The 21,542-nt window shown below is 66.0% G+C and carries 17 protein-coding genes; 6 read left to right on the forward strand and 11 right to left on the reverse strand.

What is annotated here, in order from left to right; genetic code table 11:
- Positions 1-696: 696 nt before the first annotated feature.
- From F7R26_RS28680 to F7R26_RS28710, 7 genes are all read right to left on the reverse strand, one after another.
- Positions 697-894 (reverse strand): hypothetical protein, encoded by a 198-nt coding sequence (locus tag F7R26_RS28680; protein WP_150985486.1) that lies wholly within the window; start codon positions 892-894, stop codon positions 697-699.
- A 173-nt stretch (positions 895-1,067) separates the two neighbouring features.
- The gene (locus F7R26_RS28685) at positions 1,068-1,619 is read right to left on the reverse strand and encodes a surface-adhesin E family protein (protein ID WP_150985487.1); all 552 of its coding nucleotides are present in this window, start codon (positions 1,617-1,619) and stop codon (positions 1,068-1,070) included.
- 117 nt (positions 1,620-1,736) lie between these two features.
- Positions 1,737-2,591, reverse strand: a complete 855-nt coding sequence (locus tag F7R26_RS28690) for a helix-turn-helix domain-containing protein (protein WP_150985488.1) — start codon at positions 2,589-2,591, stop codon at positions 1,737-1,739.
- A 125-nt stretch (positions 2,592-2,716) separates the two neighbouring features.
- Positions 2,717-4,744, reverse strand: coding sequence for a sigma-54-dependent Fis family transcriptional regulator (locus F7R26_RS28695; RefSeq protein WP_241754568.1), 2,028 nt, complete (start codon positions 4,742-4,744; stop codon positions 2,717-2,719).
- A 354-nt stretch (positions 4,745-5,098) separates the two neighbouring features.
- Positions 5,099-5,605, reverse strand: coding sequence for an acetone carboxylase subunit gamma (locus F7R26_RS28700; RefSeq protein WP_150985489.1), 507 nt, complete (start codon positions 5,603-5,605; stop codon positions 5,099-5,101).
- Positions 5,606-5,662: 57 nt separating this feature from the next.
- Positions 5,663-7,987, reverse strand: a complete 2,325-nt coding sequence (locus F7R26_RS28705; protein ID WP_150985490.1) for a hydantoinase B/oxoprolinase family protein — start codon at positions 7,985-7,987, stop codon at positions 5,663-5,665.
- 11 nt (positions 7,988-7,998) lie between these two features.
- On the reverse strand, positions 7,999-10,143 hold the full coding sequence (locus F7R26_RS28710) for a hydantoinase/oxoprolinase family protein (RefSeq protein ID WP_150985491.1): 2,145 nt from the start codon (positions 10,141-10,143) through the stop codon (positions 7,999-8,001).
- 389 nt (positions 10,144-10,532) lie between these two features.
- Here F7R26_RS28710 and F7R26_RS28715 point away from each other — a divergent pair, with 389 nt between their 5' ends.
- The 3 genes from F7R26_RS28715 (at position 10,533) to F7R26_RS28725 (ending at position 13,704) form a co-directional block, all read left to right on the forward strand.
- Positions 10,533-11,846 carry a hemolysin family protein gene (locus tag F7R26_RS28715; RefSeq protein WP_150985492.1) on the forward strand — a complete coding sequence of 438 codons (1,314 nt, stop codon included), beginning with the start codon at positions 10,533-10,535 and terminating at the stop codon, positions 11,844-11,846.
- Between the two features lie 257 nt (positions 11,847-12,103).
- On the forward strand, positions 12,104-13,441 hold the full coding sequence (locus F7R26_RS28720) for an EAL domain-containing protein (protein WP_150985493.1): 1,338 nt from the start codon (positions 12,104-12,106) through the stop codon (positions 13,439-13,441).
- 131 nt (positions 13,442-13,572) lie between these two features.
- On the forward strand, positions 13,573-13,704 hold the full coding sequence (locus F7R26_RS28725; protein WP_006163387.1) for an entericidin A/B family lipoprotein: 132 nt from the start codon (positions 13,573-13,575) through the stop codon (positions 13,702-13,704).
- 45 nt (positions 13,705-13,749) lie between these two features.
- Here F7R26_RS28725 and F7R26_RS28730 read toward each other — a convergent pair whose 3' ends face one another.
- The 4 genes from F7R26_RS28730 to F7R26_RS28745 form a co-directional block, all read right to left on the reverse strand.
- A complete protein-coding gene (locus tag F7R26_RS28730) occupies positions 13,750-15,414 on the reverse strand; it encodes a phospholipase D family protein (protein WP_241754569.1) in 1,665 nt (554 codons plus the stop codon).
- 84 nt (positions 15,415-15,498) lie between these two features.
- Positions 15,499-16,143, reverse strand: coding sequence for a bifunctional 4-hydroxy-2-oxoglutarate aldolase/2-dehydro-3-deoxy-phosphogluconate aldolase (gene eda, locus F7R26_RS28735; RefSeq protein ID WP_150985494.1), 645 nt, complete (start codon positions 16,141-16,143; stop codon positions 15,499-15,501).
- Positions 16,144-16,258: 115 nt separating this feature from the next.
- Positions 16,259-17,194: a sugar kinase gene (locus F7R26_RS28740; protein ID WP_150985495.1), complete on the reverse strand. Its 936-nt coding sequence runs from the start codon at positions 17,192-17,194 to the stop codon at positions 16,259-16,261.
- A gap of 76 nt (positions 17,195-17,270) precedes the next feature.
- Positions 17,271-18,539, reverse strand: a complete 1,269-nt coding sequence (locus tag F7R26_RS28745) for an amino acid deaminase (protein WP_150985496.1) — start codon at positions 18,537-18,539, stop codon at positions 17,271-17,273.
- Positions 18,540-18,688: 149 nt separating this feature from the next.
- On the opposite strand from F7R26_RS28745, the gene F7R26_RS28750 reads away from it, so the two are divergent.
- The 3 genes from F7R26_RS28750 to F7R26_RS28760 are packed head-to-tail and all read left to right on the forward strand — an operon-like array spanning position 18,689 to position 21,511.
- The gene (locus F7R26_RS28750) at positions 18,689-19,582 is read left to right on the forward strand and encodes a MurR/RpiR family transcriptional regulator (RefSeq protein WP_150985497.1); all 894 of its coding nucleotides are present in this window, start codon (positions 18,689-18,691) and stop codon (positions 19,580-19,582) included.
- 2 nt (positions 19,583-19,584) lie between these two features.
- A complete protein-coding gene (locus tag F7R26_RS28755; RefSeq protein ID WP_150985498.1) occupies positions 19,585-21,078 on the forward strand; it encodes an N-acyl-D-amino-acid deacylase family protein in 1,494 nt (497 codons plus the stop codon).
- Between the two features lie 40 nt (positions 21,079-21,118).
- Positions 21,119-21,511, forward strand: a complete 393-nt coding sequence (locus F7R26_RS28760) for a RidA family protein (protein ID WP_150985499.1) — start codon at positions 21,119-21,121, stop codon at positions 21,509-21,511.
- Positions 21,512-21,542 lie beyond the last annotated feature (31 nt).

Consider the following 21,542-nt stretch of genomic DNA (forward strand, 5'->3'; position numbering starts at 1 on the left):
GGTGCTGACCTGGTGTCTGGATGTATCGAGGCGTATCCGACTTGCTGCAATGCGCAATAAGACCTTAACAATTCGAGACGAAGAAGTCACGTTTCGATCACGCAACGTTTGCAACAATTTGAAACCCCAGCCATCCCGAGGCCGCTTTCCGCGCGCCGCCCAAGCCCAGGCGTCACATTGGGCATGCCGTCGAATCATCGCCTGGTGCCTCGCAGGGCACGTTCCGGGCACAGCCGTTTCTTCAGCGATTCCCCCCTACGGCGCCACCACGCATGAGCAAGGCGGAAGGCGAACATCGGCACCTGCCCTCGCGCCGCTGTGCCATGTTTCCTAGATAGGGGCAGCCCCCGAATCTGCAACGCTAGAATACGGATCGCACGCCGTCAACGTGCGTGGCGAGCACGTGCGCAGCACTGGAACGGCGCATAGCGCACCTGCAAAATCGTGCACTGCACTGGAATCATGCGGATGGGGTCCGCCGCGCCCAAAAAAAGAGAGGCCGTAGCCTCTCGATCGGGTTCCGCCTCGATGCCAGTCCCCCCGGATGGCGCATGGCGCCGCTGGACATCGGTACCCGGGAGCGCCGCACCGCGCGCTTCACGCGCGACGCAGGGCTCACAGGCGGCGTGGCGAACTAGCTCGGCAGCAAGCGAGCGCACCGGCGCGCCGCTGCCCGTCGCCTTTCACTAGCGGCGCTCAGGCGCCTTTATTCATCATCTTGTCGGCATCAGGAGGCGCATGGTTCTTCTTTTTCTTTGCCGGCTTCTTCGTCGTCTTGCCGGAGCTTGACGCCGCTGGCTTGTCGCCGGCCGCGGGCGCGGCAGGCGCCGACGCCTGGGCATAAGCACCCGCACCAAACATGGCCAGCGTCAACATCACGATCCACTTCTTCATTTCAGCCTCCTGGTCAGCTGTAGAGAGAAGCCTGCCTGCGGCCCTTGGTGGCGCTAGGCACCTGCGCTTCGTGACTACCAAAACGAAGCAGGGAACGAATGGGTTGACGTGTCAGTTCGCCTATCGACACTGCAACGCAGCATCCAGCCTCGCCGCACGCGCTGGCACAGGCATCAAGGACACAAGCGGCTGAGCAGTTCGCCGGGAACCGTGCCTGCACTGGCAGGCTGCGGCATGCCGGTGTGAGGGGCGCTGATGGTGTAAAGCGACTCGCCGCGCGCATAACGCTTGGCGTAGAGCGTCTGCTCCACTACCGCATACATCGACGTGGCGCAATTGAACACCATGCGCTTGAGCGAAGAGCGGATCGGCTCGCCGCTGGTGGTGCGGATCACCCCGGCCGGTGCGTTGCGCATGACGGCGACACCCACCTCGGGACCACGGCGGCGCACCGAAGTCTTGTCGAAGTAAGAGATCACCCCGTTGGCCCCCGCCAAGGGCTGCCAGCGTTGCGGGTCCGGCGCCGAAGAATCGGGCGCGGCCTGCGCGGCGCAGCCTTCGCGCGGCGTGGAACGGAAGACGGCTCCCCCGCTGGGAGCCTGGCATTCAATCAAACCCGCCGTGGCGGCGGGGCGAACCGTGGCAGCAGGCTCGGCATACGCGGCAAGACAGACACTGCTGCCAACCAGCACGGCGGCAGCGTGGAAAAAGGCGCGCAAGGACATGGACGGACCCTCGTGTAGACCAAAAGACAACGCGCATTGTCGCACACCATGCTGCGCGATCTGCTCAGCGCGCATGTTGGCGCCCGTCCTGCCGCGCGCACCGGTCAAGGCCGCCGGCTACCGGGACAGCGCCTCGAGCGCATGGCGTGAAGCCTCATCGGCCGGGAAAAAACACTCGATGCGCATCTCCTGCAGCGTGACGTCCTGCGGGATGCCCAGCGTGGTCAGCGTCGAGAACAGTGAGGCGCGAAAACCGTCGGCGGCCAGCGCCACAGGCTGCATTGGAGGCGGCGTGCGCTCGGCAGCGTCGTCGTCGAACAGCGGAACGCCGGCCGGCCCGACCATATCGGGATGCCAGTCCGCGATGCGGTTGAAGATCTCCCGCGCGGTCTGGTCCTGCGCCTGCGTCTGCAACTCCTGCCAGACGCGCCGCAGCAGGTAGCGCCCGACCTGGCGCGCGTTGTCGATGACCGGCCACAATCCGTCCGGATCGAAGACGGTCAGCATCAGGTTGATGCGCCCACCGCCCTCCTCCAGCCTGGAGGGTGCGCGCCCACCCAGCAGCACGCCAATCATGTTGCGGTATGCCTGGTTGGCATCGAGCATGTTCCAGAATCGGTCCAGCACCACCGCGGGATAAGGCTCTTGCTTGGACAGGATCAGCGCCACGGCCTGCTGCACCATCTGCAGTGCGGGTGCGGCCAGGCCGTGCTCGGTGTAAGCCGGCGCAAAGCCACCCGCAAGGAGCAGGCGGTTGCGCTGGCGCAGCGGCACGCCAAGGCGGTCCGCCAGCGACAGCACCATCTCGCGGCTGGGCCGGGCGCGGCCGGATTCGAGGAAACTGATATGCCGCTGCGATACCCCGGCGGCCAGGGACAGCGCAAGCTGGCTATAACCGCGCTTGCCGCGCCAGTAACGCAGCAGGCCGGGGAAATCGAGGGCGGTTTCGGAGCTGGGGGTCAGGGTATCCATGGCGGCATTACAGCATGGCGAAGGCCGTCTGGCGATTACCTGCGACGTAATACGGGCGCCCCCCAATGCTGCAACGCGACACCAGCCCGGGCTGAAACACGGTCGTCGACGTCGCTCCCGCCGCCCTATGTCACCCGCCCGCGTGTTTCGCTCAGCGCAGCACCCAAGCCGTATTTGCGGATCTTCTGGTACAGGGTGCTCTTCGCGATGCCTAGCCGCGAAGCGGTCCTGGTCAGGTTGCCACCGGTATACGCCAGGGCCTTGCGGATGGATTCCGATTCGGCCATCTCCAGTGAGCAAACCGTCTCGGGCACACTGCCGGCAAGGTCCTTCGGCCGGCCTGCCCCGCCTGGCATGCCCACCTCGCTGATTTCGAGCGGCAGCTTGTCCAGGGTGATCACGCCGCCCTCGGCCATCAGCAAGGCGCCCTCAAGCGCGTTGCGCAGCTCGCGGACATTGCCCGGCCAGTCGTACGCAAGCAGGCATCGGTAAGCATCGTCGTCGAACGCGGCCATCGGCAGCCCATAGCGCTCGCATAGCCGGCCCAGCCAGTGCGTGACCAGGGCCGGGATGTCGTCCTTGCGCTCGCGCAAGGCGGGTATGGCGATATTGGTCACGGCGATGCGGTAGAACAGGTCCATGCGGAATTTCCCCGCGGCCACGTCGTCACGCAGGTTCCGGTGGGTGGCGGCGACCAGGCGAAAGCTGACCTTGCGCGGCGTGTTCTCGCCCAGCCGGTAGATCTCTCCCTCTTCCAGCACACGCAGCAGGTGCGGCTGTATGTCGAGCGGCATTTCGCCAATCTCGTCGAGAAACAGCGTCCCTCGGTTGGCGGCCTCGATCTTGCCGGCCGCGCCCGATCGGCGCGCGCCGGTGAACGCCCCCTCGGCATAGCCAAAGAGCTCGCTCGCAAGCAGGTCCCGTGACAGCCCCCCGCAATTGAGCGCCACGAACGGGCCGTCCGCGCAGGCGCTGGCCTGGTGAATCCCCTGCGCGAACAATTCCTTGCCAACGCCGGTTTCGCCCAGCAGCAGCACCGGCACCCTGGACGGCGCCAGGTGCTGCGCCTTCTCCACCGCCGAGCGCAAGGCGGTGCCGTTGCCTACGATGCTGGAAAACGCCGGCGCCGGCGCCGCGCCCGGCCGCGCGGCCGGGGCGCCGGCAGTACCCGATGCAGGATGATGCGGGGCAGCAGGGATCACCACCACGAAACCGAGCATGTCGCCGCGATCGCGGATCGCCTCGAAGCGGGTCAGGCGAAGCCATTCGGGGAGCGGCCCAGACCCGGTGCGCGCCACGCGGGCGTCCAGGCCGGGAATGGAAAACGCGCTGTTCAAAATGGTGTTCACGCCCAGTCGCGCCAGCGCTGAAGGCGCCTGCGGATTGGCCTTGACCAGGCGCCCGCCTTCGTCAAGAACGAGCACCCCATCACTGCGCACCGACGCAAAATGGCTCATGCAGCGATCCAGCAGCCGCAGACGGCGCTCCATGGCCAGCTTGGCCAGCCGGCTCTCGATCCGGCCGGCCAGCGATACGGTCAGCGCCAGGCTATGCCGGCTATAGGTCTGCGCCAGGCCTGACACGTCGATCACACCGAGCACGCCGCCGTCCAGCGGATCACGAATCACGGTGGCCGAGCAGGTCCAGCGCTTGATACCGGCGCAAAAATGCTCGGCACCATGGATTTGCACGGGTTGCTGCAAGGCCAGCGCGGTACCGATGGCATTGGTCCCGCAGTTGAGCTCCGCCCAGTCGCAGCCCGGAATCAGGCCGACTTCACCGGCGGGCTCGACGATATGCACATCCCCCTCCTGCTGGAAGATCATCCCGTCGGGATCGGCCAGCAGCATGATAGTGCCCGTCTGTGAGAGAAACTCGCGGGTCTGCTGTATCAGTGGCAGGCTGGCGCTGACCAGGCGATCATTCTTCTCCCGCCGGACTTTCAGGCCGGCTTCGTCCAGCGGCGGCGGCGCGGCCCCTGCGCCAGGATCAACCTGGCCCACCAGGCACCGGCGCCACGAATCATCGACCACGCAGCGCAGTTCGCCAGTGCTCGCCTCACCGCCATCGATCAGGTGCTCCCAGGCGGACATGATGCTGGCGTCATGGTCGGGATGGGAAAACCAGTCCATCGGTGTGCCGGCTTCTTGCATTCCGTGTCTCCTTGCGGGGGCCCGCCCGATGCGGGCCCGGATGGCCGGTTAGCCGGCTCGATCTCTTGTCTTGCGTGCTTCGCGGGACTGGCGCCCGCTCTTTGCATCCTACTCCCGACGGTACTGCCAAAGCCAGCCGGGGCTTGCCTCCCCGCAAGTTCCAGGCCACGCGCCGTGCGCCCGCCGCACGGCCCGCCCGGCCGCACGGGCAGCCTCAGCTGCCGTCACCGACCGGCCAAAAACGAAACGGCCGTCCGAAAATCGAACGGCCGAAAGGCCACCGCCGAGAGGGATGCAAGCTCCCTCCCCTGGCCCGGAAGTGCAGAAGCGATTACCTCAATGTCGAGCTCGGTATCAGTCCGCGCGCTCCGGCAGAGGCAGCTTCACCCAGTCCGTATAGAACGCTTCGATATCCGGCTCGAAGTCGTGGATCACCGGATACCACGGCGTGGGGGCTTCCACGTCGTGCATGGTTCCGCACTTGGGGCAGTAGTATTCGCGGTACACCTGCCATTGCGTGTCCGGCGCCATCAGGTGCGGATAGACCTCGGCCATGGCTTCATCCGTGTCGCGCACGTAGACGTTGGCATGGCGCTTCCAGTTCTCCCGGTAGTCGCAGAAGACATGGCCGCAATCGCATTGCGTGACCCACTGTTTGGTCTTTGCCTGCTGCACGATAAACATGTGCGGGCTAAGCGGCAGCACGATGCGATCATCCCAATCGAGCTTTTTCTGCAGCGCTTGCACGTATAGCTGAAAGCGCGCGGCGTCCTTGGGCATCGATAGCATGCGCAGGGTGGTGTCCCAGTCGAGCTTGCCGTCGACCAGGTTCTTGACCTGTTCACTGGTGTAAGTGGACATCTTGAATCCTCTCTGGCGTATTGACTAATGTGGGCGTTCGTCGGTACCGGCCGGGCCTTACTCTTCGACCAGCACCACCGTGTTGACGTCGGGCATCTTGGACAGGTCCATGCGGTATTTCGAGCCATAGGTCGGCACGTCCAGCTCGTCCTCGGTCAAGGTCCACGAGTCCGGCAGCCCCCAGAACGTACGAAACTGCTGCTCGAACTTGTTCGACAGGCCAAAGCTGGTGGCAAACATGTGCCGCACCTGGATCGAGGCATGCTTGACCAGAATCCGCTCGCGCTCGCCCTTCATCCATTCCTGGACAGGCTGCGAGCGCGCCAGGCGCTGGTTGCGGATCTCGATACGCAGCAATGCGGTCGCCTTGGCATCCACCGTCCATATCCCGTCGCCGTCCTTGGTCGCGACCGCGCCATAAACCTTCTGCGCATATTCCGGCAGCAGCAAGGCGTTGTTCAGGTCCCGCTCGATGGCCTCGACCTCGCGGTCGAGCGGGTCGCCAAAGCCCGGGCCGCCACGCAGGTAGTTCAGGTACAGATCGTAGTTGTCGTAGCAGTCCTCGGTCGTCATGCACTGCTGGTCGCGCTTGACGACCGCGCCGGCGTTGAGGTGGTTCTCGTAGTCCGGCAGGTCCGGATTGGCATCGCCACCTAGCGGCAGGCTGTCGCCGCCAGCGATGCGCTCCTTCAGGCCGGTCTTGTGGGCTTCGAAGCGGTAGCCGGTGGCGGCGGGATAGCCGCCCATCAGCCCCCAGTCGCTGTTCATATAGCCGTTGCCCATAAAAAACATGGTCCAGTCCTGCGCTTTCCACACCATGCGCAGCGTCTCGAAGCCGCAGCCGCCCCGGTATTTGCCATAGCCGCCGGAATTGGCCTTGGCGTTGCGCCCCAGGTAAAGCAGGGGCTCGGCCATTTCCCATATCTCGATATCGCCCATATCGCCTTCCGGGTTCCAGATCGCCGCGGCATGGTTGAGACCGTCCTTGATGGCGCTGGCGCCGGTGCCGCACGACGAAGCCTCGAAGCTGTTGACCGCGTGGATCTCGCCCTCCTGGTTGATGCCGCCGCCCTGCAGCCAGTTTGAAGTGTTGGCGTTGCCGGCATTGACCTCTTCCAGGTAGCCGCGGCTGAAGTAGGCCTGCGACAGGCCGCGCCACATCGCGCTCCAGCCCGAGACCAGGAAGTGCCAGGCGTAGGCATGGCCGGTGCGGCGATCGTCCGGATTCATCCAGGTGCCCTTGGGCAGATGGAATTCCGTGCCGAAGTAGGCGCCATCGTTAATACGCTGCGTGGGCACCAGTGTTTGCGTCATCATCACCCAGATACCGCTGGTAAAGGCCACGTGGTGCGCATTGTAGGAATGCCAGCCCCAGCGGCTCGCGCCCTCGAAATCCAGGCGCCACGAACCATCCTTGCGGATTTCCATTTCCACCGGCGAGTGCATGATCGAATCGAGCTTGGCGAAGGCAGACGAGGTCTGCACATCCGGGTGGTTGTACGGCACGTCGACAAACGCCACCTTGCGGTACTTGCCCGGCAGCGTCATCGCCTTGATGCGCGTCTGCAGGCCACGGCGCCCTTCCTCGATCACCTCGTAGGAGAACTCTTCGTAGGCTTGCAGCCCTTCGTCCTCGATCACTTCCTCGATCAGGTCGCGGATCATGTGGCAGCCGGCGATGCGGGTTCGCTCGTCGAGAATCCAGTACTTCGGCGTGCGTACCGAACGCTGGCTTTCATGCAGCCAGTCGCGCAGCGGGGTGTCGTTCACCCCGGTCTTGCGGCAGGCGATCATGTAGCCGTCGCCGAAGCGCTGCACCTGTCCGGTAGACATCGATCCGGGCGTCACCGCGCCGGTGTCGATCACGTGGGTCACGCCGCCCACCCAGCCCACCAGCTTGCCATGCGCGAAAATCGGCACGATGGTGGCGATATCGCAGGGATGGACATTGCCGATCGCGCAATCATTGTTGGTAAACATGTCCCCGGGATGGATGCCGGGATTGGTCTCCCAGTCGTTCTCGATCATGTACTTGATCGCGGCCCCCATCGTGCCGACGTGGATGATGATCCCGGTCGAGGTCAGCACGCAATCGCCTGCGGCGTTGTAGAGCGTGAAGCACAGTTCGCCCTCCTGCTCGACGATCGGGCTGGCGGCGATCTTCTTGGCGGTTTCGCGCGCATGCACCAGGCCGCCGCGCAGCTTGGAGAAGAGCTTTTCGTAGCGGATCGGGTCCCGCTCGCGAAATGCGAGGCGCGTGAGCCCGTTGTAATGGCCGGTCTCGGCGGTACGTTCGAGGATGGCGTCGCGGAACTGCTTGAGCGTCTCGCCGGTCTTGAGCAGGTCGGCGAGCCCGACTTCCTTGCTGGACATCATGTTCATGGCGTGTCTCCTTACTTCACTTCTTTGAGGTGGAAGAGGTGATGCTTGTCGAGCGTGGTGGCAAAGCCCGCGGGCACGACGAAGGTGGTGGCGTCCGACTCGATGATGGCCGGCCCGGTGATGGTGTTGCCGGGCAGCAGCGCTTCCATCTTCCACAGCACCGCGTCGTGCCACTGCTTCTGGCGATACAGGGGACGCGTTCCCAGCCGTGCTTGCGCGGGCGGCTTCGGCCCGCCTTCCGGGTCTTCCGGCAGCACCGGCTTCTGGGTAATCACCATGCCGCGCATGATGGCGCCGGTGACGGAGAAGCCCAGCTCGGGCGAGCGCGCCGAACTGGCGTACACGCGGCCGTAGGTTTCCTCGAAGGCATCGACGATCTGGTCCCAATCGCCCGCCGTGGCGGCATTGACGATCGGGGAGCTGATCTCCAGGTCGTTAAGCTGGCCCATGTATTGCATGCGGTAGCCGGGCCGCAGGATCACGTCTTCAGCCTTGAAGCCGTTGATCTTGAACTCCTCGATCACCTTGGCGGCGAGGTCCGACCACGCCTTCTGGATGGTCTGGGCCGCCCGGGCCTTGTCCTCCTGCGCAGCATCCTGCGGCAGCGCCAGGTCGACGCTCTTGTCATAGCGGTACTCGAAGTCCGCGCAAGCACAGCCAAACGCCGAGAAGCCCGCAGCCCAAGCCGGCACGATCACATCCTTGAAGCCCAGCCCTTCGGTGTAGCCATAGGTATGGACGGGCCCGGCACCGCCGTAGGAGAAGCAGACGAACTCGGTCGGGTTATAGCCCTTGGCGCTCACGTTGGAACGCAGGTACTCGCGCAATTGCAGGTCGAGCAGTTCGATCACGCCGGCCGCGGCGTCCTCTACCGACAAACCCAGCGGATCGGCGATCTGCGCCTTGATATGCTGGCGTGCCCGCTCCACATCCAGCCGGATCGCGCCGCCAAGGAAGTTGTCAGGATTGAGGTAGCCCAGCACCACATGGCAATCCGAGACCGACACCGTGTCCAGCCCGCTTTCCGGCCAGCACGTACCGACCCGGTAGCCCGCGCTGTCCGGGCCGAGCTTGATGGCGCCGCTATAGGGATCAAGCCGCACAAAGCTGCCGGCGCCGGCGCCCACCGAGTCCATCGTCACCAGCGGCAGGGACAGCACCAGGCGCGCCATGTCGGGATCGGCGGCGATGGCGAAGTTGCCCTTGGTGATGAGCGCCATATCGAACGAGGTGCCGCCGATGTCGGAGCAGGCGATATTGTCGTAGCCCAGGGTCTCGCCCAGCAGCTTGGAGCCGATCACCCCGCCGATCGGCCCGGAGACGATGGTGCGCGCCAGTTCCTTGGCCTTCCAGCTGATGGTGCCGCCGTGGGTGGCCATCACCCGCAGGTCGAACCTGGCACCGTGCTTCCTGAAACGGTCGCTGACCTTTTTCAGCGTCTGCCGCGAGGGCTCGGCCGCGTATGCCTCCAGCACCGTGGTGTTCATCCGGTGGCTTTCCTTGCGCTGCGGGTAATAGTCCACCGAGGCGAACACCGGGATATCGGCGCCGAGCTTGTTGAGCTCGTCACGCGTGATGTCTCGGGCCCGCTGCTCGCTGGTGCCGTTCTTGTGCGATTGCAGGAAGCAGATCACGACGGCCTTGGACCCGGCCGCCACCAATTCGCGTGTCGCCTGGCGCACTTCATTTTCGCGCAGCGGGATCACGATTTCTCCCTGCACGTCGGTGCGTTCGGTCACGCCGCGGGTACGCGACAGGGGCACCAGCGGTTCGTCGTAGCGGTGCGTGTTGAGATGGATGCGCTCCTCCAGCGCGTAGCCCAGGTAGCTCTGGATGGCCCGCCCCATCGAATGGACGTGCTCGAAGCCTTTGTTGACCATCAGGCCCACGTCCAGCCCCTTGCGCTGCACGACGCGGTTGAGCATCGCGGTGCCCGAGTACACGCAGGTCAGCAGTTCGGGGTACACGTCGTCGACCCCGCGCTGCCAGTGCGCAAGCGCATCCTCCGAGGAGTTGAAGATGGCCAGGGATTCGTCTTCCGGGTTGCTTTGCGCCTTGCCGACGACGAACCGCCCGTCGCCGCGCACAAAGAAGGTGTCGGTCATCGTGCCGCCGGCGTCGATGCCCATCACCTGGACTTGTGATTGCACTTCCATACTTGTCTCCTTGCTTTGTCAGCGTTCACGGCGGCTGCCAGGCAGCGCCGTTGCCAAACTCACCGCATGGCACGGTGGTTCGGTGGCAGTAACGCAACGGCTGTGCCAACTGCTGGAGAAGAGTATTTTTTGTTTTATATCAATGAGATAGCGAACAACATCGCGCAAAGGCCGGAGCGGAAAGCGACTTGCGCTGTCTCGAACGTCGTGTTTTCGAACGGAGGCACCGTTCGGTTTTCACGCTGCGCCCGGGTGACGGCTCGGTCAGCGCAAAGTGCCGCAAGGGGGAATGGGCGGGGCAATCCAGGCAAGCCCGCAGCGGCCCTGACACACAGCAATGTTATGCTTTGGGCCTCGATAACTCCTGCGCGCACAGGGCGCGCACCCTGATGGAAATTGCCATATTACTGGCGCTGATCCTGATCAACGGCCTGTTCGCGATGTCCGAAATCGCCTTGATGACAGCCCGCAAGGCCCGCCTGCAGCGGCGCATCGAAGAAGGCGACCGCGGCGCGATCGAAGCGATCAAGCTGGGCGAGGATCCCACCCGATTTCTGTCTACCGTCCAGATCGGCATCACTTCCATTGGCGTGCTGAACGGCGTCGTTGGCGAATCCACCCTGGCGCAGCCGCTCGGCGTCTGGCTGCAGGGCTTTGGCATGCAGGCCTCGACCGCCGGCTGGGTGGCGACCACCATGGTGGTGGCCGGCCTGACCTATTTCTCCATTGTGCTGGGTGAGCTGGTACCCAAGCGCCTCGGCCAGATGGCCCCCGAAACCATCGCGCGCCTGGTCTCGCGCCCGATTTCCTTCCTGGCGCTGGCCTCCACCCCGTTCGTCAAGCTGCTATCCAGCTCAACCCGGCTGGTGCTGCGCATGCTTGGCGTGAAAAGCGGCCGCGGCCCGGCGGTGACCGAAGAGGAGATCCATGCCCTCCTGGTGGAAGGCTCGGAAGCCGGCGTCATCGAGCAGCACGAGCACACCATGGTGCGTAATGTGTTCCGCCTGGATGACCGGCAGCTCACCTCGCTGATGGTGCCGCGCGGCGATGTAGTCTGCCTGGACGTGGAAGTCCCGCTGGAAGAAAACCTGCGCCGCATCGAGGAGTCCGATCACTCGCGCTTCCCGGTGGTGCGCGGCGGCATGCACGACATGCTGGGCGTGGTGAGCGCCCGCCAGTTGCTGGCGCGCCGCCTGCGCGGCGAGCCGACCGACCTGGCCACCGTGGCGCAGCCTCCGGTGTTCGTGCCGGAGAGCGTGACCGGCATGGAACTGCTGGAGAACTTCCGCATCTCCGGCGGCCAGATCGCCTTTGTCATTGACGAATACGGCGAGGTGCTCGGCCTGGTGACGCTGCAGGACCTGATCGAAGCCATCACCGGCGAATTCAAGCAGGATGGCGTGGGCGAGGAATGGGCCGTGCAGCGCGAGGACGGTTCCTGGCTGCTCGATGGCCTCATTCCCATCCCCGAACTGAAAGACCGCATTGGCCTGCGCCAGGTGCCGGAAGAGGACAAGGAGCGCTACCACACGCTGTCCGGCATGTTGCTGCTGTTGTTGGGCCGCCTTCCGCAGACCACCGACACCGTGCGCTGGGGCGACTGGAAGTTCGAGATCGTGGACATGGACGGCAAGCGCATCGACAAGGTGCTGGCGTCGCGCGTGCTGCCAGACGATGGCGCCGACGCCGAGACCACCGGCTGACCCCAGACCCGCCTGCCGCCGAAACTTGACCTCCGTCAAGCCCCGGCGAATCCGCACTATCCCTGTGCCCGACACGCTTCGGGCCGCGCTCGCTCTGCCGTATGATCGTCACTGTGCCGTGCCATCCCTGACGCCGGCTTGAGGGCCAGATCCCTGAGCCGGCGCGCCGATGGCGCGGCGGTTGCCGCGGCCAGCGCTTTGGCTGGCAGCGCTCGTGCCACCGTGCAGCGACATCATGCTGCCCACAGGGATCCCCAATGCATCCAGACGCAGACGATACCGTCCGCTCGCCGGAGGTGGACCCTCAAGAAAAATGCGACTTCGTGGCTGCCTTGATGGCGCGGCGGCAGATGCCGCTGGCCACGCAGCGGCGCTTCGCAGTGCTGGTGATCCACCTCGATCGCTTTACCTACGCCAGCGAAACACTTGGTGCAGCGCTATCGACGCGGCTGCGCGCGCAGGCGGCGGCGCGCGTAGCCGCGCTGGCCCAGACGGCCGAAGTAAACTGGCTAGGCCAGGCTGATATCGGTGCGGTTGTGCCGCTGCCCCCGCAGCCACTGCCGGTGGCCGATCCCATGCAGGCGGCGATGCGCCTGGCGCGCGGCGTGGCCGCTGGCCTGGCGCGGCCGTTCGTGCAGAACGGGTTCGAGCTGTTCCTGTCCAGCAGCATTGGCGTGGCGCTGGACGAACCCGACAAACCGGCGGAGCGCAGCCTCCATGAGGCCTATGACGCGATGCTGCGCGTACGCAAACGCGGCGGCGACGGCGTTGCCGGTAGCGCCGTTGCCACCCCTGAATCACTCTCCACACCGCTCCTGGCCGCCCTGCCTTTTGCCTTGGCGCGCGGTCAGATCGCGCTGAACCTGCAGGCAAGGGCATCGCTGGCCACCGGTTGCGTGACTGGCTACACCGCCCGTCTGCGCTGGCAGAGCCCCGAACTGGGGCGTGTCGCGCCGCAAGACTTCCTGCCCGCGCTGGAATCTCTTGGCATGATGGGCGAGGTGGCACGCTGGCTGATGGAAAACGCCTTGCCCTTGCTGGAATGCCCGGGTGTCGCGGATCCGGTGGAGCTGTCGTTGCTGGTTTCCAGCGCCCAGTTGCACGGCACCCCGCTGATCGACACCTTGCTGCGCACCCTGGCGGCACGCAAGCTCGCCCCGGCGAGGATCTGCCTCGAGATTCCCGGCGAGGCATTGCTGGCCGGCGACCACGTTGCCGCGGCCAAGCTCGCCACGTTGCGCGGCGCGGGCCTGCGGTTTGCCCTGAGCGACTTTGCCGACGCGCCCGGCGGCGCGTCGACGCTGGAGCGCCTGCAACCCGATTTACTGACGTTCAACGCGCGCTGCATCGGCAGCAGCGAACAGCCAGGGCAGGCCGGCGCCGCCGCCCGGCTGCAAGCGGCCTGCGAGCAGGCGCTGCGCCTTGGCCTGCCAGTCTGTGCCAAGGGCATCGAAACACGGCACCAGCTGGCCGAAATGCGACGTTGGGGCTGCTGCGCCATACAGGGATACTTGCTGGCACAACCCTTCCCCGCGCACTGGCTGGCGCAGACACATGCTGCGATCTGCGCACGCGCGCGAGAATTGCTGACCTAGGGCGCAGCGCGTGCCCGCGCCGTGTCACAGTCTTGGCACGATCAGTTACAAAATGGCGCGCAGCGTGCTTCAATAGAGCGCCGCGGCAACGGTAAAATTGCGGCGAATTCAATGATCGAAAGGAGTCTGGCGTGAAAAAAGGATGGATCTTCTGCGTTCTGTTTGCCACCCTGCTGGCTGGCTGCAACACCATGGCCGGCCTGGGCCAGGATATACAGAAGGGTGGTCAAAAGCTTGAAGGCGCAGCCGATCGCAGCAAGTAAGATGCGCTGACGGCACCGGAGCGCCAGGCATGGCGCTCCGCTGCATCACAACAACTGCTCGGGTGTGAACGGCGCGAGTACGTCGATCCACAAGCGCTTCTGCCAGCTTGTATCCGGCTCGGTATCGAACACCACCGCTTTATCCCCTTTGCCATCCACCCACTGCACCGCGCCCTGATCGGACAAGCGCAGCAGGTAGCTGTTGTCGTCGATCGCCCCGGCGAACAACTGCGCGACTTGCTGCGCGAGCTTGGCGCTATGGATGATCAGACCCGTCTCCGTGTTCTGGCTGGCCGAGCGCGGATCGAAGTTCATCGATCCCACGAACAGGTTGGTCCGGTCGGCGACCGCTGCCTTCACATGCAGGCTAGCCTGCGAAGAGGTGTAATCCCCGATGATCCGCTGGGGCCGGCCGGGGCGCGACTTGAGCTCATGCAGTTCCACCCCCGCGCGCAGCAGCTCGGGCCGATAGCGCCGGTAGCCCACATGGACGATGGGCGCATCGGTGGCAGCCAGTGAGTTGGTCAAGACCCGCACCTTGACGCCCCGCTTGACCAGACCCGCCATCCACGCGACGCCGCGGTCGCCCGGAATGAAATAGGGTGAGATCAGGATGACCTCCTGGCTCGCCCCGCTCAGCATGTGCCCCAGTTCCTCGCTCATGGTCTCGCCGGCAGCCGGCGCCTGGTCCGGCGCGGCTTTGCTTGGCGCGTCGACCATCACGCTAGCCGGAGCCCATTCGAGAGCCAGCTTGCCGCCGGCGGTGAACTGGCGGCCCAGGAAGCTCTCCCGTGCATCGATCTTGCCGGTAGGTGCCATGCCTACAGCGTCGATGCGCTTGCTATCCGTCTGCGTGTCGACGAGCGCCTGCTCGGGCCGCGCCGCGCCAGCGCCGGAGGCGGAGGCCGCATCCGCAGCCTCCGCCGGGGTTGCCAGCACTTCCACTGGCACGGCCAGCGGGTTGTTCCAGTATTGGTCGAATGCGGCGGACAGCCGCCGTACCGCGGGGCCGGCAGCGATCACGTCAAGGTCGACGAAATTGGTGTCGGGAGCGCGCAGGAAATAGGCGTTGCCGATATTGCGGCCCCCTGCCATGGCCAGCGCGTTGTCGGCGATAAAGGCCTTGTTGTGCATGCGGCGGTTGAGCCGGCGGACATCGGTGGCGGACGAGAGCATGCGCGTCAGCTTGGAGAATCGCCCCGCAGGAAACGGGTTGAACATGCGTACTTCGATATTGCGATGGCCCGCGAAGCGCAGGAAGGCGCGATCCTTGCCGTCGCTATGCAGGTCGTCCACCAGCACCCGCACGCGCACGCCTCGCTCGGCCGCCGCCCGCACGTGCCGCAGGATCTCGCGGGATGATTCGTCGGCCTCGATGACGAAATACTGGAGATCCAGGGTGCGCGTGGCATGGTCGGCCAGCGAAATCAGCGTGCCGTAGGCTTCTTCGCCAGAGGCGATCACATGAAAGCCGGACAGCGCCTGATCGGGCGCGCTCTGCGCAACCAGCCGCCCGAGGGCGGTGGTCTCCGGATCCGCCAGCGCTGCGCTCTGCTCGCGCGGCGCTTCCTTGGGCAGGCTGGCGCAACCCCCGGCAAACAGGACGCACACGCAAATCAACACGCGGCCAAGCCGCTGGGCCAGTATGGCGCCGCGGCGGCGGGAAGCCGCCATGCCACCCGGGGCCGGACCCGCCAGTTGCACAGCCATGCTGCCTCCAGCAGTCGGGATATGCCAAGCTTATAACCTGGCGCGGCGGCCCGCTATCCGCCTTTGTCCGACGCCTTGGGGGCTTCAGGCGGGCTTGCGCAGCGCAGCAGCCTCCTGCGCCAGTGTGCGCACCCGTGCCCAGTCGCCCTTGGCCACCGCATCCTTGGGCACCACCCAGGATCCGCCAACGCAGACCACATTGGGCAGCGCGAGATAGGTTGGCGCGCGGGCAAGGTCAATGCCGCCCGTCGGGCAGAAGCGCAGTTGCGCGAACGGCCCGTAAAGCGACTTGAGCATCGGCACGCCGCCCGACGCTTCCGCCGGAAAGAACTTCAGGAACTTGAAACCGGCTTCCATTGCGGCCATCGCCTCGCTGGCGGTGGCTACGCCAGGCAACAGCGCCACGCCCGCACCCTGCGCGGCCACGGCCAGCGCCGGCGTGAGCCCGGGTGAAACCGCGAACTGCGCGCCGGCCTCGCTCACGGCCTTCAGGTCGGCCGCCGTCAACACCGTGCCCGCGCCTACGCAGGCTTGCGGGAAAGCTGCCGCCACCGCCTTGATGGCGTCCAGCGCCACCGCCGTGCGCAGCGTGATCTCCAGCACCGGCAGACCGCCGCCGATCAAGGCTTCGGACACATGCAGGGCTTCGTCCACGGAGGAGAACTCGAGCACCGGGATCACCGGCACATTAACGAGGCGTTCGATCAGCGAGGGAGATTGGGTTTGCATGGCAGTGGATCTTCGGTCAGGTCGGGCGATTGAGCTTAGGGCTTAGGGCTTAGGGCTTAGGGCTTAGGGCTTAGGGCTTAGGGCTTGATGGCTTGATGGCTTGATGGCTTGAGAATCAGGCGATCACGGAAACAGACTGCGCCATTCGCGCCAGCACGGTTTCGGTGGATGGGATAGGCGCCACGGCGCCATAGCCCGTGGTGGACAGCGCGGCCGCCACATTGGCGTAGCGCGCGGCGTCGAACGGATCGTCGCCGGCGGCAAGGCGCGCGACAAAGGCGCCGCCGAAGCAATCGCCGGCACCGGTAGCGTCCACCGGGCGCACCGCATACGGCGGCACCAGCGTGCGCGCCTCGGGCGTGGCCACGTACGCGCCCTCCTCGCCCAGCTTCAGCGCGACCAGCCCGATGCCGCAGCCCAGCAGATAGTCGACGATGGCGTCGCGGTCATCGAGGCCAGTCAGCACGGTGATGTCGTCCCAGCTCGGCAGGCACACATCGGTCAGCGCGAAGGCCTCGCGCATGATGCCGCGCGCGCGCGCCAGGGTCCACAGCCTCAGGCGCAGGTTGGTATCGAGCGTGACCTGGCAACCAGCCTTGCGCGCATGCTCCATTGCTGCCAGTCCGGCATCGCAGGCACTGGTGCTGATGGCCAGGCTGATGCCTGACACATGCAGGTAGCGCGCTTCGGCAATGGCGTGATGCGGCAGGTTCTCGTGGCTGTAGTGGCTGGCCGCCGAGCTGCTGCGCAGGTAGTCGAAACGGTGGCCGTGCGCGTCGTGGGTGACGAAGTACACGCCGGTAGGCGCGCCCGCGTCGATGCGCACGTGGCGGGTATCCACCCGCTCCTGCGTCCACAGCGCCAGCAGCCGCTCGCCGAAGGTGTCTTCGCCCACCGCGCTGATATAGCCGGCGCGGGCGCCCTGGCGCGCCGCGGCGATGCAGAAATTGGAAGTGTCGCCGCCAAAGCCCTGCAGGTAGCGGGCGGGATCGTCGGGCTGCTGGTTGAACTCAACCAGCGCTTCGCCGAAGGCGAGAATGTCGATGCTCATGATGCAAGCGTCCCCTGTTGTCGCTGTCGTTGCTGTCGTTGCTGTGATCGCTGTCTTTGCTGCTGCGTGCGGCCGTTCAGAAGAAGGTCTGCACAAGGTCGATCACGCGCAGGTCGCCGTCGAGCACCGGAATGTGGCGCCACTTGTCGAAGGTGAGGCAGGGGTGGGAAATATCAAAGGCCACCATGTCCCCGACCTGGACATCGTCGCCCGGGCGGATCGCCAGGTAAGCGTGCTGGTCCATCATGCCCGTCACCTCCCAATGCGCGGGCACCGCCACCGGCGCGCTCGCGCCGGGCCGGTAGACCTGCGCCGGGATCGGCATGCCCGCATCGAAGGCGGCGTCGCGCTTGCCCATGCCGATGATGGCGCGCTCCGGCTCGGGAATCGACTGCACATAGGCCCACAACTGCAAGGCCGGCAACAGGCCCTCGCGCATCTTCTGCGCGACCGGGTTGCTGGCCAGAATCCGTTTTTGCGCGGCGCGGTAGACGCCCACGTCGTGCGTGAGGTAGCAGCCCGGGCGCAGCACGATATCGATCGGCGCACCGATGTCGGTGCGGGCGAACTCCTCCGCCACCACGTCGTACCAGGCCGAGCCCGCACCGGACATCACCACCGGGCTGCGGCCGAAGCGGCCGGCCGCGAACAGCTCGCGCGTCACCGCCACGGTGCGCCGCAGGAAGTCGCGGATATCGGCCTCTTCCTGGAGCACGCCCTCGTAGATTTCCACGCCGGCCAGCGACAGCACGCCGGGCCAGCGCGCCAGCGCCGCCAGCACCGCTTCTTGCTGCTGCGCACCGCGCACACCGGTGCGCCCGCCTGGCACGCCCAGTTCCAGCAGTACCTGCAGCGTCTGGCCGCGTGCGCTGAAGTACTTGCCCAGCTGGTCCACCAGCGCCGCCGAATCCACCAGCGTAAAGAACTCGAAATCCGGATCGCGCAGCAGGTCGGCCACGATTTCCATATTGCGCCGGCCCACCAGCTGGTTAGCCATCAAGACGCGCCGCACGCCGTGCGCGTACGCGGCGGCAGTCTGGTGCGCGGTGGCCAGCGTGATGCCCCAGGCGCCGGCGGCCAGCTGGCGCGCGAACAGCTTGGGCGCCATGGTGGTCTTGCCATGCGGCGCCAACTGCACACCATACTCGCCCATGAAGCGGCGCATCCATTCCAGGTTATGCGCCAGCCGTTCTTCATACAGCACAGCGGCTGGCAGGCTAAGGTCTTCCGCCAGCAAATGCCAGCCCACCTGGCCGGCCGCATCGGGCGCCAGCGGGGCGTCGAGCTTGCCCAGCGCCTTGTTGAGCGGATCAATCGTGCCGGCTTGGTACTTTATTTCACGCATGCTGTCATCATCCTGCAAAATTCCGATTGACGTAATGATAGCCTTGAAATTACGATATTTCACCCTTGTTATAAAGTAACATCCAAAGCTGGCTCCGAGGCGACATTGCGTACCCGGGACGGCTCGCCCCCACCATTGCCCCGCCAACCATGTCCGCGCCCTTCGACATCCTGACCCGCATCGCCGAGCGTGGCCCCACGCTGCGCCTGGCCGAGCAGAAGGTCGCCCAGGTGATCCTGCAGGACCTGGCGGGCGCCGCCGCCACCAGCATCAACGAGCTGGCGCGGCAAGCCGGCGTGAGCGAAGCCAGCGTGACCCGTTTTGCCAAGGCCATCGGTTGCCGCGACGTGCGCGACCTCAAGCTGCGACTGGCGCAAGCCACGGCCGTGGGCCAGCGCTTCCTGCAGGCGGAAGTCGCCCGCGCGGCGGAGCCGTCCCCCGCTACGCTGGCCGACAGCATTCATGCGGATATCCTGGACTCTCTTGAGGTCAATCGCAAGCTGATCGATCCCGACCATATGGAGCGTGCGGCGCGCCTGTTGCTGGAGGCGCGCATGGTCTACGCTTTTGGCATGGGTGGCGGCTCGTCCTTCATGGCCGACGAAGCGCGTTACCGGCTGGCCCGCCTGGGCCGTCCCGTGGCCAGCTACCAGGACGCGCTGCTGCAGAAGATGGTGGCAGCCACCTTGCACAAGGACGATGTCGTGCTTGCGTTCTCCGCCACGGGCAACGTGCCCGAGATGCTGGCCAGTTGCGATATCGCCCGCGAATACGGCGCGAAACTGGTGGCCGTGACTGCGCTGGGCTCGCCGCTGGCGGCGCGCGCGGACGTGCTGCTGCCGGTGCGCACGCTGGAAACGGATTTCATTTTCAAGCCCTCGGCCTCGCGCTACGCGATGCTGCTGGTCATGGACGTGCTGGCCACCCAGCTCGCCCTGCTGCAGCAAGACCAGAGCCAGGACAACCTGCGCCGGCTCAAGTACGTGCTCGACGCGCACCGCGGCACTGGCGCCACCGATAGCCGCCAGCCGCTCGGAGACTGACCATGCCTGAATTGTTCGATACCCTCATCCGCGGCGTCACCCTGCTCGACGGCTCCGGCGCCGAGGCGCGCGCAGCCGACGTGGCGCTGCGCGCCGGGCGCATCGCGCGCATCGCCATGCTGGAGGATGGCGCCGATGCCATCGACCCCGCCAGCGCCGCACATGTGGTGCAAGGCGCGGGCCTGGTGCTGGCGCCGGGCTTTATCGACGTGCACACGCACGACGACACCAACGTGGTTCGCCAGCCCGAGATGACCCCCAAGCTATCGCAAGGCGTCACCACGGTGATCGTCGGCAACTGCGGCATCAGCGCGGCGCCGGTCACACTGCGCGGCGAGCCGCCCGACCCGATGAATCTGCTGGGCACCGCCGACGCCTTTTGCTACCCGGACTTCGCCGCCTATGCCGCGGCCGTGCAGGCAGCGCGGCCCGCCGTGAACGTGGCCGCGCTGGTCGGCCATACGGCGCTGCGCAGCAACCACATGGACCGGCTGGACCGCACCGCCACCGCGGCCGAGATCGCGGCGATGCGCGCCCAGCTGCAAGAAGCGCTCGACCATGGCGCCATTGGCCTGTCCACCGGCCTGGCATACGCCAACGCCTTTGCCGCCACCACGGACGAAGTGCTGGCGCTGGCCGAGCCGCTGGCGCACGCGGGCGCGCTCTATGCCACCCACCTGCGCAGCGAGTTCGCCGACATCCTTGAGGCGATGGATGAAGCCTTCCGCATCGGGCGCCATGCGCGCGTGCCGGTGGTGATCTCGCATATGAAGTGTGCTGGCCTGGACAACTGGGGACGCAGCGGGGAAGTGCTGGATGCGCTGGAGCGCGCGCAACGCTGGCAGCCGGTGGGCTGCGATTGCTATCCCTACACCGCCAGCTCCTCTACGCTCGACCTGAAGCAGGTCACCAGCGATTTCGACATCATGGTGACCTGGTCCGAGCCGCACCCCGAGATGGGCGGGCGCCTGCTGGCCGATATCGCGGCCGAGTGGGAACTAGGGCTCGAAGACGCCGCGCGCCGCCTGCAACCCGCCGGTGCGGTCTATCACTGCATGGAAGACGCGGACGTGGACCGCATCCTGAGCCATCCCGCCACGGTGGTGGGATCCGATGGCCTGCCCAACGATCCGCTGCCGCACCCGCGCCTGTGGGGCGCCTTTGCGCGCGTGCTGGGCCACTACGCCCGTGACCGCGAACTGTTCCCGCTGGCGGTCGCGGTCAACAAGATGACGGGCCTGTCGGCCGAGCGTTTCGGCCTGGCCGGGCGCGGCCTGGTGCGCGAAGGCTACTGGGCCGACCTGGTCCTGTTCGACGCCGCCACCATCCGCGACGCGGCCAGCTTCACCGATCCCATGCAGCCCGCCGAGGGCATCGCTTGCGTGTGGGTCAACGGCGAGCTGTCGTGGCAGCAGCGCAAGCCCACCGGCGCACGGGCCGGCCGCTTCCTCGCGCGCGCAAAGCCTGCCGGGGCCAGCGCGGCGCCGGCGCAGTAACCACCCATTTCCCAATTTGCAATCTGCTTCAGGAGTCCCCATGGATATCAAACGATTTGGCGTCGAGGGCGGCGCCGGCACCGGCGGCCAGCACATGCCGTTTTCCCGTGCCGTGCAAGCCGACGGCTGGCTCTACGTGTCCGGCCAGGTGCCGATGGTGGCCGGCGAGGTGATCGACGGCGGCATCGTTGCGCAGACCCACCAGGCCATCAAGAACGTGCTGGCCATCCTGGCCGAAGCCGGCTACGGCACCGAGCACGTCGTGCGCTGCGGCGTGTGGCTGGACGACGCGCGCGACTTCGCGTCGTTCAACAAGATCTTCAAGGAATACTTCGGCGCCAACCCGCCCGCGCGCGCCTGCGTGCAATCGAGCATGGTGGTGGACTGCAAGGTCGAAGTGGACTGCATCGCCTACAAGAAGCCGGCTGCCTGATCCCGGGCCAGCCCGCCACGAAAACCTGAAC

This window comes from Cupriavidus basilensis, assembly GCF_008801925.2.
GTDB lineage: Bacteria > Pseudomonadota > Gammaproteobacteria > Burkholderiales > Burkholderiaceae > Cupriavidus > Cupriavidus basilensis.